Below are 26,290 nucleotides of genomic sequence, written 5' to 3' on the forward strand. Positions count from 1 at the left end.
ACCGCCCCGAGCGCCCGCAGCACCTCGCGGCCGGCCGCCAGCGGGCCCTCCGGCGGGGCGTCCCACCAGCGCAGGCCGGAGCCGTCGGGCGTGCCCCAGGCGGCGAGGTCGAGGGCGAGGCGGGTCAGGTCGGCGGTACGGATCTCCGGCTCCGGGAACGGGGTCAGCACCTGCCCCTCGGCCCAGCAGCGGTACGCCTCGCCCGGCGCCTCCCGCCCCGCGCGGCCCGCCCGCTGCTCGGCCACGGCGGCCGACTCCGGGATCGTGACCAGCCCGGCGAGGCCGCGGCGGTGGTCGACCCGGGGCACCCGCGCCAGCCCCGAGTCGACGACGGCGCGCACGCCGGGCACGGTCAGGCTCGACTCGGCGATCGAGGTCGCCAGTACCACCCGCCGTCCGACGCCGTGCAGGGCGGCGTCCTGTTCGGCCGGTTGCAACCGCCCGTGCAGGGGCAGCACCGGAACCCCGAGCCCGGCCAGGGCGGCCTCGGTGCGGCGGATCTCCGGCACCCCGGGCAGGAAGGCGAGCACCGCCCCGTCGGTCCGGTCGAGCGCCGCGCGGACCCCGCGCGCCACGCACGCCTCGATCCGCTCGCCCCGCTGCGGCGGCAGGTGCCGGACCGCGACCGGATGCGTCCGGGCCTCGACCTCGACGACCGGGGCGGGCTCCGTGCCGCCCAGGAGCGCCGCGAGCCGGCCGGCCGCGACGGTGGCCGACGCGGCGAGCAGCGGCAGGTCCGGACGGAGCCCCTCCCGCGCGTCGAGCAGCAGGGTGAGCAGCAGGTCGGCGTCGAGGTGCCGCTCGTGGCACTCGTCGAGCACCACCGCCCCGATCCCCGGCAGCTCGGGATCGCGGGCCAGCCGGCGCAGCAGCAGCCCGGAGGTCACCACCTCGACGCGGGTCTCGGCCGAGGTGCGCGAGTCACCGCGCACGGAGTAGCCGACGCGGCCGCCGACCTCCTCGCCGAGCAGCGCGGCCATCCGCCGTGCGGCGGCCCGGGTCGCCACCCGCCGGGGCTCGGCGACGACCACCCGGCCGTCGACGGCGTCGGCCAGCGCGAGCGGGACGAGGGTGGTCTTGCCGGTGCCCGGCGGCGCGACGAGGACGGCGGTGCCGTGCGCGGTGAGCGTGCCGGTGACCGCGGGGAGCGCCGCCCGGACGGGCAGGTCGGGGAGCACGCCGGGATCGGCGACGAGGGCGGGCACGACCCGCAGTGTGCCCGCAGGGCCGGTGAGCGACGGCGGCGGGCACGGCGGGGCCGGGAGCGGGCGACCTGGTCGCGGGCACACGGCGGGGCAGGAGCGGGCGCCCGCGTGCGCCGGTCTCCGCGGTGGGCCGGGGCGGCCCGCCGGTTCGGGTGGGTCCGGTCAGACCTCGGTGCCGCTGTCGGCGCGGCGTCGGGTGGTGGCCTCCACCGCGGCGCGGGCGCGGGCGAGGTTGCGGCCGACCAGGGCGAGGATGCCGACGGTGCCGCCGATGCTCAGCAGCACGGCCAACGCCCCGCCGGCGCCGTCCACCCCGGCGGCCACGACCACCATGACCAGGGCGATCACGGCGAAGACGGCGCGGGCGGTGCGGAGCTCGGCGGGCGCGGCGTGGGCGGCGCCGCCGGTGTCGCTGAAGCGGTGGTCGAGATCGGGGAACTGGCCGACCAGGCGGCGCTCGAGCTCCTCGAGCTGCTGGCGTTCGGCATCGGTCAGGCGCGGGGGACGGGACTCCGGGACGCTCACCCCTCCTGCATACCCCTGACGTGCGGATCCCGACACTCCAAGGGTGCTGCGACCCCCGGCCGGTCGGTGAACAGCCGTCCGCGCGGGGCGAGCGGCCCGGGAGGGAGGAGGGCCCTATCTTAACGAGCGTTCATCACATATCGTTCGCGGCATGAGCACCGCTGCCGACTCGTCCCGGGTCGCGGACGCCGCGCGGAAGGTCGTGCAGGAGCACGACCCGACGAGCGTCCCGACGCGGGAGTTCCTCGCCGCCTGTTTCGATGCCGGCCTCTCCTGGGTCCACTTCCCCGAGGGCCTCGGCGGCCTCGGCGTCTCCCGCGGCCTGCAGGCCGTGGCGGACGGCATCCTGCAGGACGCGGGCGGACCGGTCCCGTTCGCCCTGAACCCCATCGGCTACGGCATGGCCGCGCCGACGCTGCGCGAGCACGCCCAGACGGACGAGCTCAAGCGCGAGTGGCTGCGCCCGCTCGCGACCACCGAGCACATCTGGTGCCAGCTGTTCTCCGAGCCCGGCGCCGGTTCCGACCTGGCCGGGCTGGCCACCTCCGCCGTCCGCGACGGCGACGACTGGGTGGTCAACGGGCAGAAGGTGTGGACCTCGCTGGCGCACGAGGCGGGGTGGGCGCTGCTGCTGGCCCGCACCGACCCGGACGCGCCGAAGCACAAGGGCCTGAGCTACTTCGTCGTCGACATGAAGGGGCCGGGCGTCGAGACCCGGCCGCTGCGGCAGATGACCGGCCAGGCCGAGTTCAACGAGGTCTACCTGTCCGACGTCCGCATCCCCGACGCCCACCGGCTCGGGGCGGTCGGCGACGGCTGGCGGGTCGCGATGACCACGCTGATGAACGAGCGCAGCTCGATCGGCGCGAGCGGCAGCCGCCGCGGCACCGGCACGATCGCCGACGCGGTCGCGCTCTGGGCCGCGCGCCCCGACCTGCACACCCCGGTGCTCGAGGACCGGCTGGCGAAGCTGTGGCTGCGGGCCGAGGCCCAGCGGCTGACCTCCGAGCGCTCCCGCGCCACCGCCACGGTCGGCGGTCCGGGCCCGGAGGGCTCGGTGGGCAAGCTCGTCGGCGCCGAGCTGAACCAGCAGGTCTACGAGTTCTGCATGGACCTCCTCGGGCCCGAGGGGATCCTGTACCACGACTACACGATGCGGGACATGGAGCGCACGGACGACTGGCGCGGCCCGCTGCAGCAGCGCTTCCTGCGCAGCCGCGCCAACACCATCGAGGGCGGCACCTCCGAGGTGCTGCGCAACATCCTCGGCGAGCGGGTGCTGGGCCTGCCCGGCGACCTGCGCGCCGACGCCGGCAAGCCCTGGAAGGAGATCCCCCGTGGCTGACCAGCAGGAGGCCCGCCCCTTCGTCTTCTCGGAGGAGCAGCGGGAGCTGCGTTCCGCGGTGCGGAGGTTCGCGGCGGACAACGCCGACGAGCAGACGGTCCGGCGGCTGATGGAGTCCGAGCCCGGGTTCGACCCCAAGGCGTGGACGCGGCTGGGCTCCGAGCTCGGCGTGCTGGGGCTCTCGGTGCCGGAGGAGCAGGGCGGGGTCGGCGGCACGCTCGTCGACCAGGCCGTCGCGGTCGAGGAGCTGGGGGCGGCGCTGTACCCGGGCCCGGTGTTCGGCACGGTCCTCCTGGCGATCCCCGCGCTCGTCGCCGCCTCGGACGGCCCGGTGCGCTCGGAGCTGCTCGGCCCGCTCGTGGAGGGCACCCGGACCGCCGCGGTCGCCGTCGCCGACCGCGCGGGCGGGTTCGACGCCTCCGCGGTGGCCGTGGAGGCCACCCGCGCGGGCGACGACTGGACGCTGTCCGGCACCGTCGAGCGCGTGGTCGACGCGGCCGCCGCCGACGACCTGCTGGTGGCCGCCACCGGCCCGGACGGCGTGGCGCTGTTCGCCGTCGACGCGGCCGCGAACGGGGTGGAGCGGACGCCGCTGACCACCCTGGACCTGACCCGCCGGCAGGCCACGGTGCGCCTCACCGACGCCCCGGCCCGGCTGCTCGCCGGCCCGGACGAGGCGGAGCGGGTGATCGGGCACGCGCTCGTCGTGGGCTCGGTGCTGCTGGCCGCGGAGCAGGTCGGCGCCTCGCAGCACCTGCTCGACCTCACCGTGGAGTACGCGAAGGGGCGGCTGCAGTTCGGCCGGCCGATCGGCTCGTTCCAGGCCGTGAAGCACCGCCTGGCGGACATGCTGGTGGACCTCGAGCACGCCCGCTCGGCGGCCTACCACGCGGCGTGGGCGCTCGGTGACGGCTCGGACGACCCGGCGCTGGCCGCCAGCATCGCCCAGGGCACCGCGTCGGAGGCCTTCGCGCGCATCGCCGCCGACACCGTCCAGCTGCACGGCGGCATCGGCTTCACCTGGGAGTACCAGGCGCAGCTGTACTACAAGCGGGCCGTCACCGACGCCGCCCTGCTGGGCAGCGCCGAGCAGCACCGGGCGCGGATCGCCCGGCTGGTGCTGGACACCGCGTCGGGCGACGACTCCCCGCAGGTCCAGCCCGATCAGCCCGAACGCGACGCCGGTGACCAGCAGCTCCACGACGTCCCAGAACGAGCGCNTCCGGGGAGCGGAGCGGGTCACGACACGATGACGTAGAGCCCGTAGCCGACGATCAGCGCGGTGGCGGCCAGGCACAGCCCGGCGACGACGGTGCCGGCGGCCGGGCTCAGCCCCCGGCGTCCGACGACGGCGGGCTGGCTCCGGGCGGACAGCCCGACCAGGGCGAACGCGACCAGCGCGATGACGGCGACCCCGACGACCAGCGACGCGACCACGACGGTGCCGAGGGCACCCCAGGCGATGCTCATGCGTTCCTCCCTCAGGCCGCGAGCCGCACCGGCTGCGCGGCCGGCTGCGGGGCGGGGACGTCGTTGACGTTCTCGGCGGTGACCGGCCTGCGCCTGGACGCCGCGTAGATCCCGGCGGCCACGGCCACGCCGACGACCGCCACCACCACGGTGCCGACGGTGCCGCTCGACGCGACCCACGCCGCCGCGGCGCCGACGATCCCGGCCGCGGGCAGGGTCAGGATCCAGGCGATCGCCATCTGGCCGGCGACCCCCCAGCGCACCCCGGCGAGCCGGCGCCCGGCGCCCGCGCCGAAGATCGCGCCGGTCGCGACCTGGGTGGTGGACAGCGCGAAGCCCAGGTGCGAGGAGGCGAGGATGACGGCGGTCGCGGAGGTCTCGGCCGCGAAGCCCTGCGGCGACTCGATCTCGCTGACCCGCTTGCCGAGCGTGCGGATGATCCGCCAGCCGCCGAGGTAGGTGCCGAGCGCGATCGCGAGGCCGGCCGAGGCGATCACCCAGAACGGCGGACCGGAGTTCGGCGCCAGCACGCCGGCGGTGATCAGCGTCAGCGTGATCACTCCCATGGTCTTCTGCGCGTCGTTGGTGCCGTGGGCCAGCGCGACCATGGACGCGGACACGATCTGCCCGGCCTTGAAACCCTTCGTCACCGTGCCGCGGTCGGCGCGGGCGGTGGCGCGGTAGCCGATGTAGGTGCCGATCAGGGCGACCAGCCCCGCCAGCACGGGGGAGATCAGCGCCGGGATGACGACCTTGGTGAGGACGGTGCCGAAGTGGACGGCGCCGACGCCGGCCGCGACCAGCGAGGCACCGATCAGCCCGCCGAACAGGGCGTGCGAGGAGCTCGAGGGCATCCCCAGCAGCCAGGTCAGCAGGTTCCACACGATCGCGCCGACGAGCCCGGCGAAGATGACCACCGGGGTGATCTTCGCCTCGTCGATCATGCCGCTGGAGATCGTCTTGGCGACCTCCACGGACAGGAAGGCGCCGACCAGGTTGAGCACGCCGGCCACGGCGACGGCGACCTTGGGCCGCAGGGCCCCCGTGGCGATGGAGGTGGCCATCGCGTTCGCGGTGTCGTGGAAGCCGTTGGTGAAATCGAAGATCAACGCGGTCACCACGACCACGATGACGATGAGGGACAGATCCATGACCCCGCCGCTTCTCCAGAGGTATTGCCGGACGAAACGGTAGGTTCACCGGATGAACGGAGGGTGAACGGACGGCGAAACCGAGACGCGGCGGCTGCGCCGTCGATCACCCCCGCCAGGTCCGCCGTTGCTCCTTCCGGAGGTCCGGACACGGCCGGACGGCTCCGTCCGGAACTACGTACAGACGGCGCCACCGGCCCGGTGTGCAGTGAGGCCCCCCGCGCGCCGCGCGAGCCGGACCGGGAGGACGCCATGGCGAGGATGACGGTCGACTGTCGCACCATGCCGAGCGACTCGAACTGCACCCTGACGATCGCGGGCGAGCCGGAGGAGGTGCTGCGCGCCGCCGTCGCGCACGCGGTCGACGTGCACGGCCACACGGACGACGAGGAGCTGCGGGACGGCATCCGGGGGGCGATGACGCCGGCCGCCGAGCCGCTGGAGGTCGCCGAGGGCGGTTTCGTCCAGGTCATCGAGTTCGACGCGGACGACATCGGGCGGTTCGCGGAGCTCGAGGCGGAGTGGCTGGAGGGCATCGGCGACGCGCGCACGGCGGGCTGGTCCGTGATGACGGTCGACCGGGACCGGCCCGGCCGGTACGTGCAGTTCGTCGGCTTCCCGGACTACGAGGCCGCGATGCGCAACTCGAAGCACCCCGCCACGCAGCGGATCGCCGAGCAGCTGACGGCCCTGGCGAAGGGCGAGCCGACCTTCCGCAACCTCGACGTCACGCGGGTCATGGCGCCCTGAGCGCCGGGCCTACCGGTCCGCGTCCGCTCCGGGGCGACGGATCCCGGTCCGGCGGGCACCCTGGGGACATGCCTGCCTCGATGCGGACCGCGGTGCTGCGGCGGATCGGCGAGATCGTGCTTGAGGAGCGGCCGGTCCCCGAGCCCGGCCCCGGCGAGGTGCTGGTCCGGGTGGCCGCGGTCGGGGTGTGCGGCTCGGACGTGCACTACTACGAGCACGGCCGGATCGGCGACTTCGTGGTCGAGGCGCCGCTGGTGCTCGGGCACGAGCCGTCCGGCGAGGTCGTCGCGCTGGGGGAGGGGGTGACCCGGGTCGGGCGGGGCACGCGGGTGTCGATCGAGCCGGGCCGCCCGGACTTCACCTGCGCACAGTGCCTCGCGGGCCGCTACAACCTCTGCCCGCGGATGGAGTTCTTCGCGACGCCCCCGGTCGACGGCGCCCTCGCCGAGTACGTCGTGGTCCACGAGGCCTTCGCCCATCCCGTGCCGGACTCCCTCGACGACGACCGGGCGGCCCTCCTCGAACCGCTCTCCGTCGGGGTGTGGGCCGCGCGCAAGGGCGGGGTCGGCCCCGGCAGCCGCGTGCTGGTCAACGGCGCCGGTCCGATCGGGCTGGTCGCCACCCAGGTCGCATTGGCGGCGGGCGCCGCCAAGGTCGTCGTCGCCGACGTGAACGCGCACCGCCTGGAGGTGGCCGCCGGGCTGGGCGCGACGGCCACCGTGGACGTGTCCCGCTCGCACCTGGACGGGCTCGAGCCGGAGGTGCTGCTGGAGTGCTCCGGACACCCCGGCGCCACCCGCGCGGCGCTGGAGGTGCTGGCGCCGGCGGGCCGCGCGGTGCTGGTCGGCAGCGGATCGGCCGACCTCGCGCTGCCGCTCGGCTCCCTGCAGCGCAGGGAGATCGAGCTGACCGCCACCTTCCGCTACGCCAACACCTGGCCCGCGGCGATCGCGCTCGCCGCCTCCGGCCGGGTCGATCTCGACGCGCTCGTCACGGGCCACTACGGGCTGGCCGACACGGAGGCGGCCCTCACGGCTCCGAGCCGTGACCGTACCGCGATCAAGTCGGTGATCCGTCCCGGCGACTGAGCTGCGAGAATGCCGGTGTGGACGTGCGTACGCGGATACTCGACGCCGCGGTCGAGTGCCTCGCCGCCACGGGGTTCGACGGCACGTCGCTGAGCGCCGTCGCCGGGCGGGCCGGGGTCTCGCGGCCCACGGTGTACCGGCACTTCGGCTCGCGCGAGCAGCTCGTGGAGTCGGCCCTGCTGCGGCTGTCCGAGCAGATCGTGGAGCGGATCTGGGAGAGCGCACGCGGGGCGGGCTCGGCGGCCGAGCTCGTCGTGGAGACCACGCTGCGCGCCCGCTACGAGTTCCGCACCCAGCCGGCGCTGGCCCCCGTCGCCTTCCCGGACCGGTCGACGTTCGCGCTGGCCAGGGCCAGCCTGTCGGCCGAGGCGCTGGCGATGACGAAGCGGTTCCTCAGCCCGGTGCTCCGGTTCCAGCCGGAGCTGGAGGCCGAGCTCGACGAGATCGCCGAGACCGTCATCCGGTTCCTGCTGTCCCTGGTGTGGTTCGACGGCGACGCCGCGGACGAGGACGCCCTGCGCGGCTACCTGCACCGCCGGCTGGTCCCCGCGCTCGGCATCCGGCCGGCCGCGGACGGGCCCGGGGACCGGCGCGCTCACACCCGCCCGATGACCTCCGCCCCGTAGGCCTCGATCGTCGCCCCCCGGTCGTCGTGCATGGCGTAGACCGCGAACTGGTCCACGCCGAGCGCGGCCAGCTCGGCGAGCCGCTCCCGCTGCGCCGCGGGCGGCCCGAGCAGGCAGAACCGGTCGACGACCTCGTCGGGCACGAAGTCGGTCGAGCGGTTGCCGGCCCGGCCGTGGTGGCTGTAGTCGTAGCCCGCGCGGCCCCTGATGTAGCCGGTGAGCTCGGCCGGCACCGCCGCGGAGGTCTCGCCGTAGCGGGTCACCAGGTCGGCGACGTGGTTGCCCACCATGCCGCCGAACCAGCGCGTCTGGTCGCGGGCGTGCGCCAGGTCCTCGGTGACGTACGCGGGCGCGGCCACGCACATGGTGATCGCGTCGGGGTCGCGGCCCGCGTCGGCGGCGGCGGCGCGCACGGTCTTGACCGTCCACTCCACGAGGTACGGGTCGGCCAGCTGGAGCACGAACCCGTCGGCGCACCGCCCGGCCAGCGCGAGCGCCTTCGGCCCGTACCCCGCGACCCAGACCGGGACGGCCGGCGCGCCCTCGCGCACCCACGGGATCCGGACCTGGGTGCCGCCCAGGTCGACCGCTTGCCCGGCCGTGAGCCCGCGGATCACCGCGATCGACTCCTCGAGCCGGGCCAGCGTGGTCGGCGGCCGGCCCTGCACCCGCATCGCCGAGTCCCCGCGCCCGATGCCGCAGATCGTGCGCGGGCCGAACATGTCGTCGAGCGTGGCGAACAGCGAGGCGAGCACGGTCCGGTCCCGGGTGCCCGGGTTGGTGACCATCGGCCCGACGACCAGCCGGGAGGTCCGTTCGAGGATCCGGCTGTAGATCACGAACGGCTCCTGCCACAGCACGTGGGAGTCGAAGGTCCAGCCGTGGGTGAACCCGAGCCCCTCGGCCCGGGCCATGAGGTCGACGACCGTCGACGCCGGCGGGTCCGTCTGCAGCACCAGGCCGATGTCCATCGCCCTCACTCCGATCAGCGCAGGTACTGGCAGGTGTCGCGGGGCAGGAACGTGCCGTGCCCGGGTGAGCCGAGGTACTCGCCGCCCGCGATGATCACCTTGCCGCGGGAGAGCACGGTCTCGACCCTGCCGGTGGTGGTCCGGCCCTCGTAGCAGGAGTAGTCGACGGCCATGTGGTGCGTGGCCGCCGAGTGCGTGTGTTCCGCGGTCGGGTCGTAGATCACGATGTCGGCGTCGGACCCGGGCGCGATCGTGCCCTTGCGGGGGTAGAGGCCGAACATCCGCGCCGGGGTGGCGCACGCGAGCTCGATCCACCGCCGCCGCGAGATGTGCCCGTCGACGACGCCCTGGTGCAGCAGGTCCATGCGGGTCTCGACCCCCGGCAGCCCGTTCGGGATCTTCGTGAAGTCCCCGCGCCCCAGCTCCTTCTGCCCCTTGAAGCAGAAGGGGCAGTGGTCGGTGGAGACCACCGAGAGGTCGTCGTTGCGCAGCCCCCGCCACAACGCGGCCTGGTGCTCGGCCGGCCGCAACGGCGTGGAGCACACGTACTTGGCCCCCTCGAAGTCCGGCCGCGCCAGGTCCTCCGTGGACAGGAACAGGTACTGCGGGCAGGTCTCGGCGAAGGCGTTGACGCCGGTCTCGCGGGCGTGCGCGATCTCCGCGAGCGCCTGCTGGGCGGACAGGTGCACCACGTACAGCGGCGCGCCGGCGACCCGGGCGAGCTGGATGGCGCGGTAGGTCGCCTCGGCCTCGAGCAGCGCGTGCCGGACGTCGCCGTGGTAGCGCGGGTCGGTCTGCCCGCGCGCGAGCGCCTGCTCCGCCAGCACGTCGATCGCGATGCCGTTCTCCGCGTGCATCATGATCAACCCGCCGGTCTCGCCGGCCTTCTGCATGGCGCGCAGGATCTTCCCGTCGTCGCTGTAGAAGACGCCGGGGTAGGCCATGAACAGCTTGAAGCTGGTCACGCCCTCGCCGACGAGCACCTCCATCTCCTTGAGCGAGGACTCGGTGACGTCGGCCAGGATCATGTGGAAGCCGTAGTCGATCGCGCACTTCCCGGCCGCCTTCTCGTGCCAGGCGTCCAGGCCCTCGCGCAGCGACCGGCCGACGGACTGGATCGGGAAGTCGATGATCGTGGTCGTGCCGCCCCAGGCCGCCGCGCGGGTGCCGGTCTCGAAGGTGTCCGCGGCGAACGTCCCGCCGAAGGGCATCTCCATGTGGGTGTGCGCGTCGACCCCGCCCGGGATCACGTACCGGCCCGCCGCGTCGAGCTCGGTGTCCGCGCGGAGGTCCAGCGCCCCGGGCGCGGCGAGCGCGACGACCGTCTCGCCGTCGACCAGGACGTCCGCGACCATCTCGTCGGCGGCGGTGACCACCGTCCCGCCGCGGATCGCCAGGGTGCTCACGACGCCTCCTCGGGGGTCGCCGCGGACAGGGCGTCGACCAGGATCGCCAGCCCCTCCTCGGCCTCCTCGACCGTGAGCGACAGCGGGGGAGCGATGCGCAGGACGTTGCCGTGCAGGCCGCCCTTGCCGACCAGCAGCCCGCGCTCCCGGCAGCCCTCCAGCACCGCCGCGGCGAGCGCCGGCGCGGGCCGGCCGGGTGTCCCGGAGCCCGGTTCGACCAGCTCGACGCCGATCATCAGGCCCTTGCCCCGGACGTCGCCGACGATCGGCGACGGGTGCGCCCTCAGCCCGTCGAGCAGGATCGGACCGACCTTGGCCGCGTTGCCCTGCAGGTCGTGCTCGCGCAGGTGCCGCAGGTTCGCCAGCGCCCCCGCCGAGGTGATCGGGCTGCCGCCGAAGGTGGAGATCGAGTTCGCGGGCAGGCCGTCCATGACGGACGCGGGCGCGATCACCCCGCCCATCGACAGCCCGTTCCCGACGCCCTTGGCGAAGGTGACGATGTCGGGGGTGCCCCCGTGGGCCTGCCAGCCCCAGAAGTGCTCGCCGGTCCGCCCCCATCCGGTCTGCACCTCGTCGGAGATCCAGAGGATGTCCCGGGCCCGCAGCACCTCGGCGAAGGCGCCCAGCACGCCGTCGGGCCCGGAGGTGAAGCCGCCGACACCCTGGATCGGCTCGGCGATCAGCGCCGCCACCCGCCCGTCCGTCTGGTCGAGCACGTCGGTCAGGTCGGCGACGCAGGCCCGCACGAAGTCCTCGTCGGACAGGTGCGCGAAGGGCGACCGGTACCGCTGTCCACCGTGGACGTAGTAGGTCTGGAAGGGCGAGAGCGAGGTCGGCGACCAGGAGCTGTTGCCGGTGATCCCGATCGTGGAGAAGGACCGCCCGTGGTAGCTGTTGCGCAGCGCCAGGATCTGGTTCGCTCCGTTGCGGGCGCTGGCCAGCAGCAGCGCGGCGTCGTTGGCCTCGGTGCCGCTGGTGGTGAGGAAGACCTTGGCGTCGGGGATCCCGGAGACCTCGGCGATCTCCTCGCACAGCTCCACCATCGGCCGGTTCAGGTAGAGCGTCGAGGAGTGGATGATCTTCGCGGCCTGCGCGGCGACGGCCTCGGTGACCGCCGGCAGCGCGTGCTCGGTCATGGTGGTGAGGATGCCGCCGAAGAAGTCCAGGTAGCGGTTCCCGTCGGCGTCCCAGACGTGCCGGCCGGCGCCGTGGTCGAGCTCGATCGGCTCGGCGTAGTAGAGCGCCAGCCAGCTGGGCAGGACCGCGCGGGTGCGGTCGTACAGCTCGCTCACGACTCCACCAGCGGGCCGTACGCGTCGGGCCGGCGGTCGCGGTAGAAGGCCCACAGCTGCCGGACCTCCTCGATCATGTCCAGGTCGAGGTCCCGGACGAGCAGCTCCTCCTCCGTGCCGGACGCGACGTCGCCGACGAACTGCCCGCGCGGGTCGACGAAGTAGCTGGTGCCGTAGAAGTCGTTGTCCCCGTACTCCTCCACGCCGACCCGGTTGATCGCGGCGACGAAGTACTCGTTGGCCACCGCGGCCGCCGGCTGCTCGAGCTGCCAGAGGTACGCGGAGAGCCCGCGGCTGGTCGCACTGGGGTTGAACACGATCTCCGCGCCGGCCAGCCCGAGCGCCCGCCAGCCCTCGGGGAAGTGCCGGTCGTAGCAGATGTAGACGCCGACCTTGCCGACCGCCGTGTCGAACACCGGCCAGCCGAGGTTGCCGGGCTTGAAGTAGTACTTCTCCCAGAAGCCCCTGACCTGTGGGATGTGGTGCTTGCGGTACTTGCCCAGCACGGTGCCGTCGGCGTCGATCACCGCGGCGGTGTTGTAGTAGTTGCCGGCGCTCTCGATCTCGAAGACCGGTACCACCAGCACCATGCCGGTCTCCCGCGCCAGCGCCTGCATCCGCTGCACCGTCGGCCCGTCCGGCACCGGCTCGGCCCAGCGGTAGTGCTCGGCCTCCTGGACCTGGCAGAAGTACGGGGCGTTGAAGACCTCCTGGAAGCCCATGACCCGGGCGCCCTGCTCGGCGGCGGCGCGGGCGTAGGACTCGTGCACGTCGATCATGGACGCGGTGTCGCCGGTCCATTTGGCCTGCAGGATCGCGGCCCGGACGGTACGTGCCATGGAAGCCCCCCTTCGCGCGGAACGTGAAGCGGTCACCTTGCTGCCGGGACGGCCCGCCGCGCAAGGGGCATCGGCACCGCGACCCGGGACCGTCACCTCCGGTACGCGGCCTGTCACCCCGTTGCCGAGTCGTGACCGAGCGGGGCCGGCTGGGGGCACTGGGAACCTGTCGGTAACGCCGCCGTCATGCCAACCTCTCAGGATTCGCCTTCGTCCGGATCACGCGGACGAGCGAGGGGGTGCCATGCGGAGCACGGGGAGGACACGGCTGCGGGCCGCGGGGTCGGCCGTCGCGGCCTTCGTCCTGCTGGTCGTGCTGTGGGAGCTGGCCAAGCTGGTGCTGCCCGCCGGCGGCGTGACCATCGGCGGCACCCGGCTCCTGCCGCGCACCGACGACGCCGCGATGCCGCACGTGTGGACGGTGCTGGCGAGGCTGGGCGCGCCGGAGGTCGCGGGGGCGGCGGAGCCGCGCTCGGTGGGCGCCGCGATCGCGTCCGGGGCGCTGTTCACGCTCGGCCTCGCGCTGGGCGGGCTGGTGCTCGGCGGGCTCGCGGGGATGCTGCTCGCCCTGCTCATGCAACGGTTCGCGGTGGCCGAGAAGGCGGTGCTGCCCTACGTGATCGCCTCGCAGACCGTCCCGCTCATCGCGATCGCGCCGCTGGTCGCGGGGTGGGGCGGGAAGATCGCCATCGCCGGCTGGGCCTGGGAGCCCTGGGCCAGCGTCATGGTCATCTCCTCCTACCTGGCCTTCTTCCCGATCTCGGTCGGGATGCTGCGGGGGCTCACCTCGCCGCGGAAGGCGGACGTCGAGATGTTCCGCAGCCTGGCCGCCGGCTGGTGGACCACGTTGCTGCGGCTGCGGCTGCCCGCGTCCGTCCCGCACCTGGTCCCGGCCGTGCGCCTGGCGGCGGGGCGNCGTCGGGGCGATCGTCGCGGAGATCTCCACCGGGACCCGCGGCGGGATCGGACGATTGATCATCGAGTACGCCCAGTCCGCCACCGGTGATCCCTCGCAGATGTACGCCGCGATCCTCGGCGCGGCCGTCCTGGGCCTGGTGGCCGCGGGCGCGGTCGGCCTGCTGGAGCTGGCGCTGCGCCGCTACCGCGGAGCGGTCGCGTGACCGCCGTCGAGCTGCAGGGGGTCGACAAGACCTTCGGGTCGGTGCGCGCGCTCGCCGGCGTCGACCTGACCGTCGGCGACGGCGAGTTCGTGTCGCTGATCGGCCCGTCCGGCTGCGGCAAGTCGACCCTGCTGCGGGTGGTCGCGGACCTCGAGGAACCCACCGCCGGGACCGTCGCGGTCACCGGCTCGAGCGCCCGGCAGGCCCGGCTCGACCAGCGCTACGGCATCGCGTTCCAGCAGGCCGGCCTGCTCGACTGGCGCACGGTCGCCGAGAACGTCGAGCTGCCGTTGCAGGTCCACGGGGTCGGGAAGGCGGAGCGGCGGCGCCGGGCGGTGGAGCTGCTCGAGCTCGTCGGGCTCGCGGAGTTCGCCGGGTCCCGGCCGGCCGAGCTGTCCGGCGGGATGCAGCAGCGGGTCGCGATCGCCCGCGCGCTCGCGCCGAGCCCGCGGCTGCTGCTGATGGACGAGCCGTTCGGGGCCCTCGACGAGATGACCCGCGAGCGGATGCAGGCCGAGCTGCTGCGGATCGCGGGGGAGACCGGGGCGGCGGTGCTGTTCGTGACGCACTCGATCCCCGAGGCCGTCGTCCTCTCGGACCGGGTCGTCGTGATGTCGCCGCGGCCGGGGCGGATCACCGAGGTCGTCGGCGGGCGGCGGCCCCCGGTGGCCGGGGACGACCTGGTGCCCGACGCCGTGGAGGACGTCCGCGAGTCCGGTGCCTTCTTCGAGGCCGTCACCGCGGTGCGGGAGGCGCTGCGCAAGGGGGCCGCGATCGACGGGCAGCCGGGATGAGCGCGGGGCACGAGCCCGCGGCGGGCGGGGTCGGGGCGGTCACCGGGCCGGGCCGGCGGTTCCGGGGGGTGTCGGTCGTCGTCGCGCCGGTGCTCTTCGGGATCGCGGTCCTGGTGGTCTGGCAGCTGGTCGTCACGGTCGGCGGGCTGCCGGCCTTCCTGCTGCCCGCGCCGACGGCGATCGCCGAGCAGATCGGCGCCCAGCTCCCGGTGATCCTCGAGACGACCCTGGTCACCGGCGGGAACGCCCTGGTCGGGCTGGTCCTCGGGTTCGCCCTCGGGGTGCTGCTCGCGATCCTCGCCGCCGGTGTGCGGGTGGTGGCGGACCTGCTCACGCCCGTGGTGCTGGCCGCGAGCGCGATCCCGATCGTCGCGCTGGCGCCGGTCTTCACCACGATGTTCGGCTCCACCACCGAGATCCCGCGCCGGCTCGTCGTGACGGTCGTGGTCGTGGTGCCCGTGTACGTCTCGACCGCCCGCGGGCTCCGTCAGGTCCGCCCGGTGCACGACCAGTTGATGATCGCCCTGGCGGCCACCCGTCGTCAGTACACCCGGTTCGTCCGGCTGCCCGGCGCGGTCCCGTACGTGATGACCGGGCTGCGGTTGGCCGCACCCGCCGCGGTGATCGCCGCGATCGTCGCCGAGTACTTCGGCGGGCTGCAGAACGGGCTGGGCAGCCGCATCTCCTCGGCCGCCGCCAACACCGCCTACGCCCGTGCGTGGGCCTTCGTCGCCGCCTCGATCGTCCTGGGGCTGCTGTTCTTCCTCGCCGGGCTGCTCGCCGAGCGGCTCGTGACACGCAACCGACCCGGAGGTGGCCCGTGAGAAGACCCCGTTTCGGCCGGACCCTGGCCGCGATCGGCGCCGTCGCGGCGGTCGCGCTCGCCGCCTGCTCCACCACACCCGCGGGACAGCAGGCCTCGGGTGGTGCCACGACCGCGGCCGGCGGGCTGCAGCCGGTGACCCTGCAGCTGCAGTGGTTCACGCAGGGCCAGTTCGCCGGCTACTTCGCGGCGATCGACCAGGGCTACTACCGTGAGAAGGGGCTCGACGTCCGGATCAAGGAGGGCGGCGTCGACATCGTCCCGCAGACGGTGCTGGCACAGGGGCAGGCGGACTACGCGATCGCGTGGGTGCCCAAGGCCCTGGCCTCCCGCGAGCAGGGCGCGGCGATCACGGACGTCGCGCAGATCTTCCAGCGCTCCGGAACCCGGCAGGTGGCGTTCGCGACCAAGGGCATCACCGAGCCCACGCAGTTCGCCGGGAAGAAGATCGGCAACTGGGGCTTCGGCAACGAGTTCGAGCTGTTCGCGGGCATGACCAAGGCCGGCCTGAAGCCCTCCGACGTCACGCTCGTGCAGCAGCAGTTCGACATGCAGGCGCTGCTCTCGGGCGAGATCGACGCGGCGCAGGCCATGTCGTACAACGAGTACGCGCAGGTGCTGGAGGCGCAGAACCCGGCGACCGGGCAGCTGTACCAGCCGTCGGACTTCACGGTCGTCGACTGGAACACCGACGGTACCGCGATGCTGCAGGACGCGATCTGGGCGAGCACGGACAAGCTCTCCGACCCGGCCTACCAGGACCGGACGGTGCGGTTCGTCGCGGCGTCGATCAAGGGCTGGGCGTACTGCCGGGACAACGTCGCCGCCTGCCGCGACATCGTGGTCAAGGCCGGCTCCAAGCTCGGCGCCAGCCACCAGCTGTGGCAGGTCAACGAGGTCAACAAGCTGATCTGGCCCTCGCCGGCCGCGGGCGCGGGCACGATCGACCCGGCGGCGTGGGCGCAGACGGTGAACGTGGCCCGCACCGCGGTCAACGCGGACGGCCAGACGGTGCTGACCAAGGACCCCGACCCGCAGGCCTACACCAACGACTACGTGACGAAGGCGATCGACATGCTCAAGGGCGAGGGGGTGGACGTCGTGGGCACGAACTACCGGCCCGAGACCGTCACCCTGAACCCCGGCGGCAACTAGCCTAGCCACACCCCGACGAGGCGCCCGGGCCACGAGGCCCGNGCGGCCGCCCGCCCGCGAGTCGGGAGTTCCGGCCCGGGGAGTCGGGAGTTCTGGCACCGCGAGTCGGGAGTTCTGGCACCGCGGGTCGGGAGTTCTCGGACGCCCTCCACCTGTGATCGGCGTCCGTGTGCCTCCCACACCCACTGCGGCACCGCCGCACACCGCGTCGCCGTGCCCCACACCCCGTCGACGGGGTGTGGCTCGCTCCCTGGGATGTGCGAGCCGGCGGACGGACGAGGGGAGAGCCGCGGCCCGGTCCGCGCTCCCGCACCTGCCGCTGCCCGGCGCGCGCGATGCCGGCACACCCGACGGGGCGCCGCACGGGCCGTCGACGGCGTGTGTCGCGATCGCGTCAGGTGTGCCGGCGGGCCAGGGCAGGTGTGTCGCGACCCCGCGGTGGCGCGGGGTGTCGAACGGTCACGTCCGCGGATCGACCGGCCGACCGGTGGCGCGGGCCCCGGAGCTGCCCGAGCGCCTCGTCCACCCCGATCGCACTGACCTGGCGATCTGAACGAGTGTTCTGTTCGCCACACCGTCGGGGCGGTCAGAACTGACTGTTTCGCTGCTACGGTGCGGAACAAGGCGACGGCGCTCCCGCGCGGGCACCGTCGGCAGCAGTCCGCTGCGACCTCACCCGCGAGACAAGGAGCTCGACCGTGCGTGATGCAGTCATCGTCGAAGCCGTGCGCACCCCCGTCGGCAAGCGCAACGGGTCGCTGTCCGGCGTCCACCCCGCCGACCTGTCGGCCCACGTCCTGACGTCGCTCACCGAGCGTGCCGGCGTCGACCCGGCCGCGATCGACGACGTGATCTGGGGCTGCGTGTCGCAGGTCGGCGAGCAGACCCTCGACATCGCCCGTACCGCCGCCCTCGCCGCCGGCTTCCCGGAGACCGTCACCGGCGTGACCGTCGACCGCCAGTGCGGCTCCTCCCAGCAGTCCGTGCACTTCGCCGCCGCGGGCCTGATCGCGGGACAGTACGACGTCGTCGTCGCCGGCGGCGTCGAGTCGATGTCCCGCGTCCCGATGGGTTCCTCGTCCAACGGCCAGAACCCGCTCGGCGAGAAGTTCCTGGCCCGCTACAACGGGGTGTTCCCGAACCAGGGCATCGGCGCGGAGATGATCGCCGAGCAGTGGGGCTTCTCCCGCACCGAGCTCGACGAGTTCGCCCTCGCCAGCCACGAGAAGGCCGCGGCGGCGCAGAACGAGGGCCGCTTCGACGCCCAGATCGCTCCGGTCACGCTGCCGGACGGCACCGTCGTCAGCAAGGACGAGGGCATCCGCCCCGGCGGCACGGTCGAGGGCCTGGCCAAGCTGAAGACCGTCTTCAAGGAGGACGGCGTCATCCACGCGGGCAACGCCTCGCAGATCTCGGACGGCTCGGCCGCGCTGCTGATGACCACCTCGGAGAAGGCCGCCGAGCTGGGCCTGACCCCGATCGCCCGCGTGCACACGGCGGTCCTGGCCGGGGCCGACCCGGTGATCATGCTGACCGCGCCCATCCCGGCCACGCAGAAGGCCCTGCAGAGGTCCGGCCTGAAGCTGGACGAGATCGGCACCTTCGAGGTCAACGAGGCCTTCGCCCCGGTGCCCCTGGCGTGGCTGAAGGACATCGGCGCCGACGTCAAGGCGCTCAACCCCGACGGCGGCGCGATCGCCCTGGGCCACCCGCTGGGCGGCTCCGGCGCGCGGATCATGACCACGATGATCCACCACATGCGCGACAACGGGATCCGCTACGGCCTGCAGACGATGTGCGAGGGCGGCGGCCAGGCCAACGCCACCATCCTCGAGCTGCTCTGACCCACTCCCCCGAGGGCGCGGCGCCGGCCGGGCGCCGCGCCCTCGTCACTTCCCCCACCGAGCTGGAGGTTCCTCACCCCATGGACATCACCGGACAGGTCGCGCTCGTCACCGGCGGCGCCTCCGGTCTCGGCCTGGCCACCGCCGAGACCCTGCTCGACGCCGGCGCGTCGGTCGTCATCGTCGACCTGCCGTCGTCGCAGGGCGCCGAGATCGCGGAGAAGCTGGGCGACAAGGTCGTCTTCGCCGCCGCGGACGTCACCGACGAGGCCCAGGTGACCGCGGCCCTCGACAAGGCCGCCGAGCTGGGCACGCTGCGCGTCGCCGTCAACTGCGCCGGCATCGGCAACGCGATCAAGACCGTCGGCAAGCAGGGCGCCTTCCCGCTCGACGCGTTCACCAAGGTCGTCACGGTCAACCTGATCGGCACGTTCAACGTGATCCGGCTGGCCGCGGAGCGGATGGTGCAGAACGAGCCGGTCGACGGCGAGCGCGGCGTCATCGTCAACACGGCGTCCGTCGCGGCCTTCGAGGGCCAGATCGGGCAGGCGGCCTACTCGGCGTCGAAGGGCGGCGTCGTCGGCATGACCCTGCCGATCGCCCGCGACCTCGCGAGCGCGCAGATCCGGGTCAACACCATCGCGCCCGGGCTGTTCGAGACCCCGCTGCTGGGCGGGCTGCCCGAGGAGGCCAAGGAGTCGCTGGGCAAGCAGGTTCCGCACCCGGCCCGGCTGGGCAAGCCGAGCGAGTACGGTCTGCTCGCCGCCCACATCGTCGCCAACCCGATGCTGAACGGCGAGGTCATCCGCCTCGACGGCGCCATCCGCATGGCGCCCCGCTAGGAGGTCCGCACCATGAAGCGCACCCTCTACGAGAGCGACCACGAGGCCTTCCGGGAGTCGTTCCGGAAGTTCGTCGAGGTCGAGATCGCCCCGCACGACGAGCAGTGGAACCGGGACAGCATCGTCCCGCGCGAGGTGTTCGCGAAGGCCGGGAAGAACGGCTTCCTCGGCATGGACGTGCCCGATGAGTACGGCGGCGGCGGGGTCAAGGACTTCCGCTTCAACGCCGTGATCATCGAGGAGCTCATGCGCGCCGGGTGCGGCGGCTCGGGCCTCGGCCTGACGCTGCACAACGACATCTGCATGCCCTACTTCCTCACGTACGCGAACGAGGAGCAGAAGAAGCGCTGGCTGCCCGGCATCGTCTCGGGTGACCTGATCACCGCGATCGCGATGACCGAGCCGGGCATCGGCTCGGACCTGGCCTCCATGTCGACGACGGCGCGCCGCGAGGGCGACCACTACGTCGTCAACGGGGCGAAGACCTTCATCACCAACGGGATCAACGCGGACGTCGTGATCACCGCGGTGAAGACCGACCCCACGCAGAAGCACAAGGGCATGTCCCTGCTCGTGCTCGAGCGGGGCATGGAGGGCTTCGAGCGCGGCCGCAACCTCGACAAGCTCGGCCAGCACGCGCAGGACACCGCCGAGCTGTCGTTCACCGACGTCCGGGTGCCGGTCGCCAACCTGCTGGGGGAGTCGGAGGGCCAGGGCTTCACCCAGCTGGTCACCAAGCTCCCGCAGGAGCGGCTGTCGATCGCCGTGGCGGGTGTGGCCGCGGCGGAGGCCGCGCTGACCTGGACGCTGGAGTACGTCAAGGAGCGCAAGGCCTTCGGCCAGCCGATCGGCTCGTTCCAGAACTCCAAGTTCGTGCTCGCCGAGATCGCCACCGAGATCGACCTGGCCTGGCACTACGTCGACGACTGCATCCGCGCGCTCAACGCGGACGAGCTCACCGCCGTCGACGCGAGCAAGGCCAAGTACTGGTGCACCGAGCTGCAGGGCCGGGTCGTCGACCGCTGCCTGCAGCTGCACGGCGGGTACGGGTACATGAACGAGTACCCGATCGCGAAGGCCTACGCCGACGCCCGGATCACCCGCATCTACGGCGGGACCACGGAGATCATGAAGGAGGTCATTGGCCGCTCGCTCGGCCTGTGACCTCGCCTGTGACCTCATGACGGGCACCGAACCCCGGACCCGGGCGCAGCGGACCAGCGACAGCCGCGCCCGGATCCTGGACGCCGCGGTGGCCGCCCTCGTCGAGGGCGGCTACTCCGGCGCCACCACCCTCACCATCCAGGCCGGCGCGGGCGTCTCCCGCGGCCGCCTGCTGCACCACTTCCCCTCGCGCGACCTCCTGCTGGTCGCCGCCGCCGGGCACCTCGCCGCCAAGCGCGTGCAGGACACCGAGGAACGGCTCACGCGGCTGCTCGACGGGGAGGGCACCCACGACGTCCGCGCCCGGGCCGACCGCGTCGTCGAGCTGTTGTGGGAGAGCTTCTCCGAGCCCCACTTCTGGGCCGCGATCGAGCTGTGGACGGCCGCACGGTCCAATCGGGACATCGCCGGGGCGCTGCGGCCGACCGAGCGCGGCCTGGGCGCCGCGATCCGCGAGTCCATGGCGCGCATGTTCGGCGACGAGCTCGCCGGGCACCCCCGCTTCCGCCAGCTCCGCGACATCCTGCTCACGAGCATGCGCGGGGCGGCCCTGACCTACGCCTTCGACCCGCGCGACCACGCCACCGATCCGCTGGTCGCGCAGTGGAAGGACCTCGTCCGGACGTTGCTGGCGCTCTGACGCCCGTTCTGCGACGCGACGTCGCCCACCCGGGTTGCTTCTTCGTGGAGAACCCGACTTCTGACGACGTGAACCCGGGCCCGAACGCCGGCGGCGTGCTGGGGACCGTCGGCGCGCACGGTCGGACCAGCGCACCCCTCCACCTCGCGACGCAGCGTGCCGGCGCGCGATCCGGATCACCCACCCGGAGCCGTGAGTCCCGGAGGTAGGAAAGTTAGCCTGCCCTGAGTAAAGAGGCTCGCCGACTGTGCCTGACGCCGGGCACCGAGAGGACACGATGACCGTCGCGCCCCCGCACACCCCCGACCACCCGCGCGCCGAGCGGGCGGCCGACGGCGTGGAGGTGGTCGACGTCGTCGGGATCGGGTTCGGACCGTCGAACCTGGCGCTGGCGGTCGCGCTGGCCGAGCACAACGCCGCCGCCGCGCCGGAGGAGCGGCTGAGCTACCGGTTCGTCGAGCGGCAGGAACGGTTCGGCTGGCACCGCGGAATGCTCCTCGAGGACGCGACGATGCAGATCTCGTACCTCAAGGACCTGGTCACGCTGCGGAACCCGACCAGCCCGTTCACCTTCCTGGCCTACCTGCACGACCGCGGCCGGCTCGTCGACTTCATCAACTACGGCAGCGCCTTCCCGACCCGGCTGGAGTTCCACGACTACCTGGAGTGGGCCGCGGAGCGGTTCGCCGGCGTGGTCGAGTACGGCGCCGAGGTCACCGAGGTCGTGCCGGTCGAGGGAGACGGGACGATCGGGCTCGCCGAGGTCGTCGGCTTCCACGGCGACAGCGGGCCGGTGCGGCTCCGGGCGCGCAACGTCGTGCTGGCCACCGGGCTCACCCCGAACGTCCCGCGCGGGGTCGCCCTCGGGCCTCGGGTCTGGCACAACCGCGACCTGCTGAACCGGGCGCCGCACCTGCGGTCGGCGGCGCGCTGCGCCGTCGTCGGGGCCGGCCAGAGCGCCGCCGAGACCGTCGACTACCTGCACCGGACCTTCCCCGACGCCGAGGTGCACGCGGTGTTCGCGCGCTACGGCTACAGCCCGGCCGACGACAGCTCCTTCGCCAACCGCATCTTCGACCCGGCCGCCGTCGACGACTTCTACGCCGCGCCCGACCCCGTGAAGAAGATGATCATGGGTTACCACGCGAACACGAACTACTCCGTGGTCGATCCGGACCTGATCACCGACCTGTACCGGCGGCACTACCACGAGCGGGTCGCCGGGCGGGAGCGACTGCGCTTCCACAACGTCTCCCGGGTGGCCGACGTCGTCGACGCCGGCGACCGGGTCGAACTGGCCGTGGAGTCCCTGATCGACGGGACGCGGGACGTGCTGACGGCCGACGTCGTCGTCTATGCGACGGGCTACCGGCCCACCGATCCGCTCTGGCTGCTCGACCCCGCGCTCGCCGCGGCCTGCACCCGCGACGACGCCGGGCGCCCCGAGGTCCGCCGCGACTACCGGCTGGCCACGGGTGCGACCCCGCAGGGCCGGCCCGTCGAGGTCGGGCTGTTCGTGCAGGGCGCGACGGAGCACACCCACGGCATCACCTCGACCCTGCTCTCCACGGTCGCGGTGCGGGCGGGGGAGATCGCGGCGGCGCTGGCCGGCGCGACCACCCCCGCACCCGCGCGCGTGCTCACCGCCTGATACAGGCAGTCGTCATGGAGCCATGACGCGCTTCTGGAGACCCGAGGAGCGCGCTATGGAACCACAAAGCGATTTTCGGGGCTCGTGGATCGCGTCACGGAACCAGGTGGCGGTCCTCGGAGATGACCGGGCGCGCCGTGCTCCGTGACGGAGGCGAATCAGCCGAGGACCTCGGTCAGCCTCGGTGCCACCATGTCCGCCGCGTACGGCAGGCTCAGCGGGCTGGAGTAGCCCAGCGCGCCGGCGAACGGGGTGGTGTAGCCGCCCATGTTCACGACCCGGCCCTGCTTCACGGCGTCGAGGTTCTGGAACACCGGGGAGTCGTACTGCGCCTGCGTGCGGCCCAACGAGACGATCACGTCCTGGTCGAGCGGGGTCAGCGTCTCCGGGCTCAGCGTCTCGGTGGTGGCCGGGACGTCGAACCCGAGGCCGGTGAACAGCTGCGCGCGCAGGTCGTCCGTGCCCAGCTTGTACGGGGTCGGGTCGACCATGAAGTCCATCGCGAGCTTCTTGCCGGCGAACGACGGCGCCGCCGCGTCCTCCAGCTTCTGCTCGGTCTCGGCGATCACCTGCTCGGCGCGGTCGCTGCGACCGAGCGCCCGCCCGGTGATCCGGGTCTGCTCCTGCCAGGTCGCGGCGGCGCCCTCGCCGCTGGGCGTCGGCGGGGCGACGGTCGGGGCGATGGCGGAGAGCCGCTCGTAGGTCGGCTGGTCGATGTACGAGTACACGCCGAGGATCAGGTCCGGCTTCAGCCCGGCGATCGTCTCCAGCGGCAGCTCGCTCGACGCGAGCGCGACGGGCTGCGCACCGTTCTTGGCCTGCGTGGCCCAGGGCCGGTTCTGCCAGTCGAACCCGCCGAAGAACTCGCGCTCGGCCAGCGGCACCACGCCGAGGGCCAGCGCGAAGTCGCCCTCGTTGAACCCGATGGTGACGACTCGGGTCGGCTCGACCGGGATCGTCGTCTCGCCGTAGGCGTGCGTGAGGGTCACCGGGAAGGCGTTCCGCGCCGCCGCGGACGGCGAAGGTGCGGTGGTCGAGGGGGCCTGCGGCGGGCTCGAACACGCGGCGGCCACGAGCGCGGTCAGGGCGGCCGCGGCGAGCGCCCGCAGAGCGGTGCGCCCGGCGCGGCGGCCCGGGCGGGGAGCGTACGACATGCAGGGTCCTTCCGGGTACGACGATCATCGACCCGGTGAGGTTTGCCTAACCAACGTGGCCGTGTCAATTCGGGGTGATGTGTCCGATTCCCCACCGGTTCGCGCATCGGATGCCTCGGCGGTGCTGCGTCCACGCCGCCCCAGCCGCACGTACACCCCGTCCGCGGCGACGAGCGCCTCGTGCGACCACACCGACCCGCACCGGCACCAGCGGCTCGCGGAAGGCTTTCCTCACCCCCCGACGATCCCGGGCGCGGATCGTGCCCGTCGCGTCGTCGGCCGCGCCCTGTCCGTTCGGGTCTTCTGCGGCTCCGGTCCCCGTCGGTAGCGTCGGGTGCCCCTGCCCGTCGACGTGCGAGGAGCGTCATGTCCGATCTCACGACCCTGCGCGCGGTGAGCGGTCTGCCGGCCGACCCGCCGGCGTTGTCCGCCTCCACCCTGGTCCTGATCGACTGCCAGAACACCTACACACGCGGCCTGATGGAGCTCGAGGGCGTGCAGGCGGCCCTCGACCAGGCCGAGGAGCTGCTCGACCGGGCGCGCGCCGCCGGCATCCCGGTCGTGCACGTCCAGCACGACGCCGGGCCCGGCTCCCCGTACGACGTCCGGGAGGAGATCGGTGCGATCGTCGACCGGGTCGCCCCGCGGGCCGGCGAGGCGACGGTCGTCAAGCACTACCCCAACTCCTTCACCGGGACGGAGCTGGACACGCTGCTCAAGCAGCACCCGGGCCGCCCCCTGCTGCTCGCGGGGTTCATGACCCACATGTGCGTCAACTCCACCGCCCGCGGTGCCTTCAGCCTGGGCTACGCGCCCACGGTGGTCGGCGGCGCCACCGCCACCGCGGCGCTGCCGGGCCCGGCGGGCGGGCCGGAGGTCCCGGCCGCGGCGCTCCAGGCCGCGAGCCTCGCCTCCGTCGCCGACCTGTTCGGGGTGGTCGTGGCGGACCAGGCGGAGATCCCGGACTAGATCCCGGACGAGGAGGCGGTCAGCTCCTTCCACAGCGTCTCGAGGTGCTCCGGGCCGGTGCCGAGGGCGCCGATCGCGACGCGGATCGCGTAGCGGCCGTCGACCGTGGTGTGGGTGAGGAAGGCCCGCCCGCCGGCGTTGACCCGCTCGAGCAGGGCGCGGCCGGCGGCGTCGTCGGGCTCGTCGTCCGGGCCGAGGACGTGCAGGCAGACCAGGGCGAGCGAGGGCGGTGCGGCCAGCGCGAACCGCGGGTCCGCCTCGACCCACGCGGCCAGGTCGCGGGCCAGGGCCACGTGCCCGCGGATCGCGTCCCGCAGGCCCTCGAGCCCGGCCCCGTTCACCACGGACCAGAGCTTGAGCGCGCGGAAACGGCGGCCGAGCGGCACCTGCCAGTCCCGGTAGTCGACCACCTGGCCGGACTCCGAGGCGGCGTTGCGCAGGTATTCCGGGGTGATCGACAGCGCCGCGGGCAGCGCGGTGCCGTCCCGGACCCAGAGGAACGACGCGTCGAACGCCGTGGCCAGCCACTTGTGCGCGTCCGTGCAGACCGAGTCGGCGAGCTCGGCGCCGTCGAGCACGTGCCGGAACTCCGGGCAGAGCGCGGCCACGCCCGCCCACGCCGCGTCGACGTGCACCCACGCGCCGCCCGCCACCTCGCAGACCTTGCGCACGGGGTCGATCGCGCCGGTGCCGGTGGTCCCGACCGTCGGGCACACGAGCACCGGCCGCAGCCCGGCCGCCCGGTCCTCGGCGAGCATCACGGCCAGCGCGTCGGCGGACATCGCCCGCGTGCCGGGGGAGAAGGGCACGGTGCGCAGGGCCCGGGCGCCGAGCCCGGCGACCCGGACCGCCTTGGCCAGCGACGAGTGCGTCTCGGCGGTGACGTAGACCCGTTCGGTGCCGTCGACGCCCGTCTCCCGCCAGTCCAGCGACGCCCGGTGCAGCGCGGCGAGCAGCGCCACCAGCGCCGCCGACGAGGCCGAGTCCTGCAGCGACCCGCCGCCCCCGCCCGCGAACGTGAACGCCTCGCCCAGGCCGAGCGCGCGGGCGAAGCCGTCGACGAGGACCTGCTCGACCTCGGTGCCCGCGGGCGAGGTGGACCAGAGCATCCCCTGGGCGCCGAGGCCCCCGGAGGCGAGGTCGCCGAGCAGCGACAGCAGCGAGGCCTGGGCGGGGAAGTAGCCGTAGAACCCCGGGTGCTGCCAGTGCAGCGACCCGGGCACCACGACGGCGTCGAGCAGGCCGGTCAGGGCGGCGCCGAGGTCGTCGGCGGGCTCGTCGGGCAGGTCCGCGGGCAGGGCCGCGCGGATCTCGCCGGGCCGCACCGCGGGCCGGACGGGCAGCTCCGCCAGCCCGGCGCGATGTGCGGCCACCCAGTCGACCAGCGCGTGGCCGAGCCTGCGGAACTCCTCGGGATCGAGATCGGGCACCCCGGCAACCTAGGTCGTGACCGGGGGAAGCNGCG

The 26,290-nt window shown here is 73.6% G+C and carries 25 protein-coding genes; 15 read left to right on the forward strand and 10 right to left on the reverse strand.

Annotated features, from left to right (window positions below):
• Together ACFQH9_RS01295 and ACFQH9_RS01300 are read right to left on the reverse strand one after the other, a co-directional pair.
• A partial coding sequence (locus ACFQH9_RS01295) for a helicase-related protein (protein ID WP_379563261.1) occupies positions 1-1,205 on the reverse strand: 1,205 nt, incomplete at its 3' end.
• Between the two features lie 162 nt (positions 1,206-1,367).
• Positions 1,368-1,730: a DUF3040 domain-containing protein gene (locus tag ACFQH9_RS01300; protein ID WP_379563263.1), complete on the reverse strand. Its 363-nt coding sequence runs from the start codon at positions 1,728-1,730 to the stop codon at positions 1,368-1,370.
• Positions 1,731-1,881: 151 nt separating this feature from the next.
• Between ACFQH9_RS01300 and ACFQH9_RS01305 the strand changes: the two genes are divergently transcribed.
• Both ACFQH9_RS01305 and ACFQH9_RS01310 read left to right on the forward strand, forming a co-directional pair.
• The gene (locus tag ACFQH9_RS01305) at positions 1,882-3,075 is read left to right on the forward strand and encodes an acyl-CoA dehydrogenase family protein (protein WP_379563265.1); all 1,194 of its coding nucleotides are present in this window, start codon (positions 1,882-1,884) and stop codon (positions 3,073-3,075) included.
• Entirely contained in the window at positions 3,068-4,333 is a 1,266-nt protein-coding gene (locus ACFQH9_RS01310; RefSeq protein ID WP_379563267.1) for an acyl-CoA dehydrogenase family protein, read from the forward strand. The genes ACFQH9_RS01305 and ACFQH9_RS01310 overlap by 8 nt, the downstream gene beginning before the upstream one ends.
• Here the strand turns inward: ACFQH9_RS01310 and ACFQH9_RS01315 are convergent.
• Positions 4,315-4,545, reverse strand: coding sequence for a hypothetical protein (locus ACFQH9_RS01315; RefSeq protein WP_379563269.1), 231 nt, complete (start codon positions 4,543-4,545; stop codon positions 4,315-4,317). The two genes, ACFQH9_RS01310 and ACFQH9_RS01315, sit on opposite strands and share 19 nt — an antisense overlap.
• Before the next feature lie 11 nt (positions 4,546-4,556).
• Positions 4,557-5,696, reverse strand: coding sequence for an inorganic phosphate transporter (locus tag ACFQH9_RS01320; protein ID WP_379563271.1), 1,140 nt, complete (start codon positions 5,694-5,696; stop codon positions 4,557-4,559).
• Positions 5,697-5,978: 282 nt separating this feature from the next.
• On the opposite strand from ACFQH9_RS01320, the gene ACFQH9_RS01325 reads away from it, so the two are divergent.
• The 3 genes from ACFQH9_RS01325 to ACFQH9_RS01335 all read left to right on the forward strand — a co-directional run bounded on the left by ACFQH9_RS01325 (position 5,979) and on the right by ACFQH9_RS01335 (position 8,160).
• Positions 5,979-6,446: a DUF1059 domain-containing protein gene (locus ACFQH9_RS01325; protein ID WP_379563273.1), complete on the forward strand. Its 468-nt coding sequence runs from the start codon at positions 5,979-5,981 to the stop codon at positions 6,444-6,446.
• Between the two features lie 68 nt (positions 6,447-6,514).
• Entirely contained in the window at positions 6,515-7,534 is a 1,020-nt protein-coding gene (locus ACFQH9_RS01330) for an NAD(P)-dependent alcohol dehydrogenase (RefSeq protein WP_379563275.1), read from the forward strand.
• 17 nt (positions 7,535-7,551) lie between these two features.
• Positions 7,552-8,160 carry a TetR/AcrR family transcriptional regulator gene (locus tag ACFQH9_RS01335; protein ID WP_379563277.1) on the forward strand — a complete coding sequence of 203 codons (609 nt, stop codon included), beginning with the start codon at positions 7,552-7,554 and terminating at the stop codon, positions 8,158-8,160.
• Here the strand turns inward: ACFQH9_RS01335 and ACFQH9_RS01340 are convergent.
• From ACFQH9_RS01340 to ACFQH9_RS01355, 4 genes are read right to left on the reverse strand one after another with little or no spacing between them, the layout of a single operon-like run.
• On the reverse strand, positions 8,130-9,131 hold the full coding sequence (locus tag ACFQH9_RS01340; RefSeq protein WP_379563279.1) for a TIGR03842 family LLM class F420-dependent oxidoreductase: 1,002 nt from the start codon (positions 9,129-9,131) through the stop codon (positions 8,130-8,132). The genes ACFQH9_RS01335 and ACFQH9_RS01340 overlap by 31 nt on opposite strands.
• A 14-nt stretch (positions 9,132-9,145) precedes the next feature.
• Complete coding sequence (gene hydA / locus ACFQH9_RS01345) at positions 9,146-10,537, reverse strand: dihydropyrimidinase (RefSeq protein ID WP_379563281.1); 1,392 nt, start codon at positions 10,535-10,537, stop codon at positions 9,146-9,148.
• Positions 10,534-11,829: an aspartate aminotransferase family protein gene (locus tag ACFQH9_RS01350; RefSeq protein ID WP_379563283.1), complete on the reverse strand. Its 1,296-nt coding sequence runs from the start codon at positions 11,827-11,829 to the stop codon at positions 10,534-10,536. Before ACFQH9_RS01350 ends, hydA begins: the two co-directional genes overlap by 4 nt.
• Positions 11,826-12,668 (reverse strand): nitrilase-related carbon-nitrogen hydrolase, encoded by an 843-nt coding sequence (locus ACFQH9_RS01355; protein WP_379563285.1) that lies wholly within the window; start codon positions 12,666-12,668, stop codon positions 11,826-11,828. The genes ACFQH9_RS01350 and ACFQH9_RS01355 overlap by 4 nt, the downstream gene beginning before the upstream one ends.
• Positions 12,669-13,071: 403 nt before the next feature.
• Between ACFQH9_RS01355 and ACFQH9_RS01360 the strand changes: the two genes are divergently transcribed.
• The 9 genes from ACFQH9_RS01360 to ACFQH9_RS01400 all read left to right on the forward strand — a co-directional run bounded on the left by ACFQH9_RS01360 (position 13,072) and on the right by ACFQH9_RS01400 (position 22,702).
• Positions 13,072-13,674 carry an ABC transporter permease gene (locus tag ACFQH9_RS01360; protein ID WP_465269508.1) on the forward strand — a complete coding sequence of 201 codons (603 nt, stop codon included), beginning with the start codon at positions 13,072-13,074 and terminating at the stop codon, positions 13,672-13,674.
• A gap of 111 nt (positions 13,675-13,785) precedes the next feature.
• Positions 13,786-14,583, forward strand: coding sequence for an ABC transporter ATP-binding protein (locus tag ACFQH9_RS01365; RefSeq protein WP_379563289.1), 798 nt, complete (start codon positions 13,786-13,788; stop codon positions 14,581-14,583).
• The gene (locus ACFQH9_RS01370; RefSeq protein WP_379563291.1) at positions 14,580-15,407 is read left to right on the forward strand and encodes an ABC transporter permease; all 828 of its coding nucleotides are present in this window, start codon (positions 14,580-14,582) and stop codon (positions 15,405-15,407) included. Before ACFQH9_RS01365 ends, ACFQH9_RS01370 begins: the two co-directional genes overlap by 4 nt.
• Positions 15,404-16,561, forward strand: a complete 1,158-nt coding sequence (locus tag ACFQH9_RS01375; protein WP_379563293.1) for an ABC transporter substrate-binding protein — start codon at positions 15,404-15,406, stop codon at positions 16,559-16,561. The genes ACFQH9_RS01370 and ACFQH9_RS01375 overlap by 4 nt, the downstream gene beginning before the upstream one ends.
• A 698-nt stretch (positions 16,562-17,259) precedes the next feature.
• A complete protein-coding gene (locus ACFQH9_RS01380) occupies positions 17,260-18,405 on the forward strand; it encodes a thiolase family protein (RefSeq protein ID WP_379563295.1) in 1,146 nt (381 codons plus the stop codon).
• A gap of 80 nt (positions 18,406-18,485) precedes the next feature.
• Positions 18,486-19,247: a 3-hydroxyacyl-CoA dehydrogenase gene (locus ACFQH9_RS01385; protein ID WP_379563297.1), complete on the forward strand. Its 762-nt coding sequence runs from the start codon at positions 18,486-18,488 to the stop codon at positions 19,245-19,247.
• 12 nt (positions 19,248-19,259) lie between these two features.
• A complete protein-coding gene (locus tag ACFQH9_RS01390) occupies positions 19,260-20,411 on the forward strand; it encodes an acyl-CoA dehydrogenase family protein (RefSeq protein ID WP_379563299.1) in 1,152 nt (383 codons plus the stop codon).
• A gap of 16 nt (positions 20,412-20,427) precedes the next feature.
• A complete protein-coding gene (locus tag ACFQH9_RS01395) occupies positions 20,428-21,051 on the forward strand; it encodes a TetR/AcrR family transcriptional regulator (RefSeq protein ID WP_379563301.1) in 624 nt (207 codons plus the stop codon).
• Between the two features lie 277 nt (positions 21,052-21,328).
• A complete protein-coding gene (locus ACFQH9_RS01400; protein ID WP_379563303.1) occupies positions 21,329-22,702 on the forward strand; it encodes a lysine N(6)-hydroxylase/L-ornithine N(5)-oxygenase family protein in 1,374 nt (457 codons plus the stop codon).
• Positions 22,703-22,860: 158 nt separating this feature from the next.
• On the opposite strand, the gene ACFQH9_RS01405 is transcribed toward ACFQH9_RS01400, so the two are convergent.
• On the reverse strand, positions 22,861-23,856 hold the full coding sequence (locus ACFQH9_RS01405; RefSeq protein WP_379563305.1) for an ABC transporter substrate-binding protein: 996 nt from the start codon (positions 23,854-23,856) through the stop codon (positions 22,861-22,863).
• Between the two features lie 366 nt (positions 23,857-24,222).
• Here ACFQH9_RS01405 and ACFQH9_RS01410 point away from each other — a divergent pair, with 366 nt between their 5' ends.
• Positions 24,223-24,825, forward strand: coding sequence for a cysteine hydrolase family protein (locus tag ACFQH9_RS01410; protein ID WP_379563307.1), 603 nt, complete (start codon positions 24,223-24,225; stop codon positions 24,823-24,825).
• Here the strand turns inward: ACFQH9_RS01410 and ACFQH9_RS01415 are convergent.
• Entirely contained in the window at positions 24,822-26,255 is a 1,434-nt protein-coding gene (locus tag ACFQH9_RS01415) for a pyridoxal phosphate-dependent decarboxylase family protein (RefSeq protein ID WP_379563309.1), read from the reverse strand. The genes ACFQH9_RS01410 and ACFQH9_RS01415 overlap by 4 nt on opposite strands.
• Positions 26,256-26,290: the final 35 nt, after the last annotated feature.

Origin of the sequence: Pseudonocardia lutea (assembly GCF_042658055.1) — a bacterium.
Classification (GTDB): Bacteria; Actinomycetota; Actinomycetes; order Mycobacteriales; family Pseudonocardiaceae; genus Pseudonocardia; species Pseudonocardia lutea.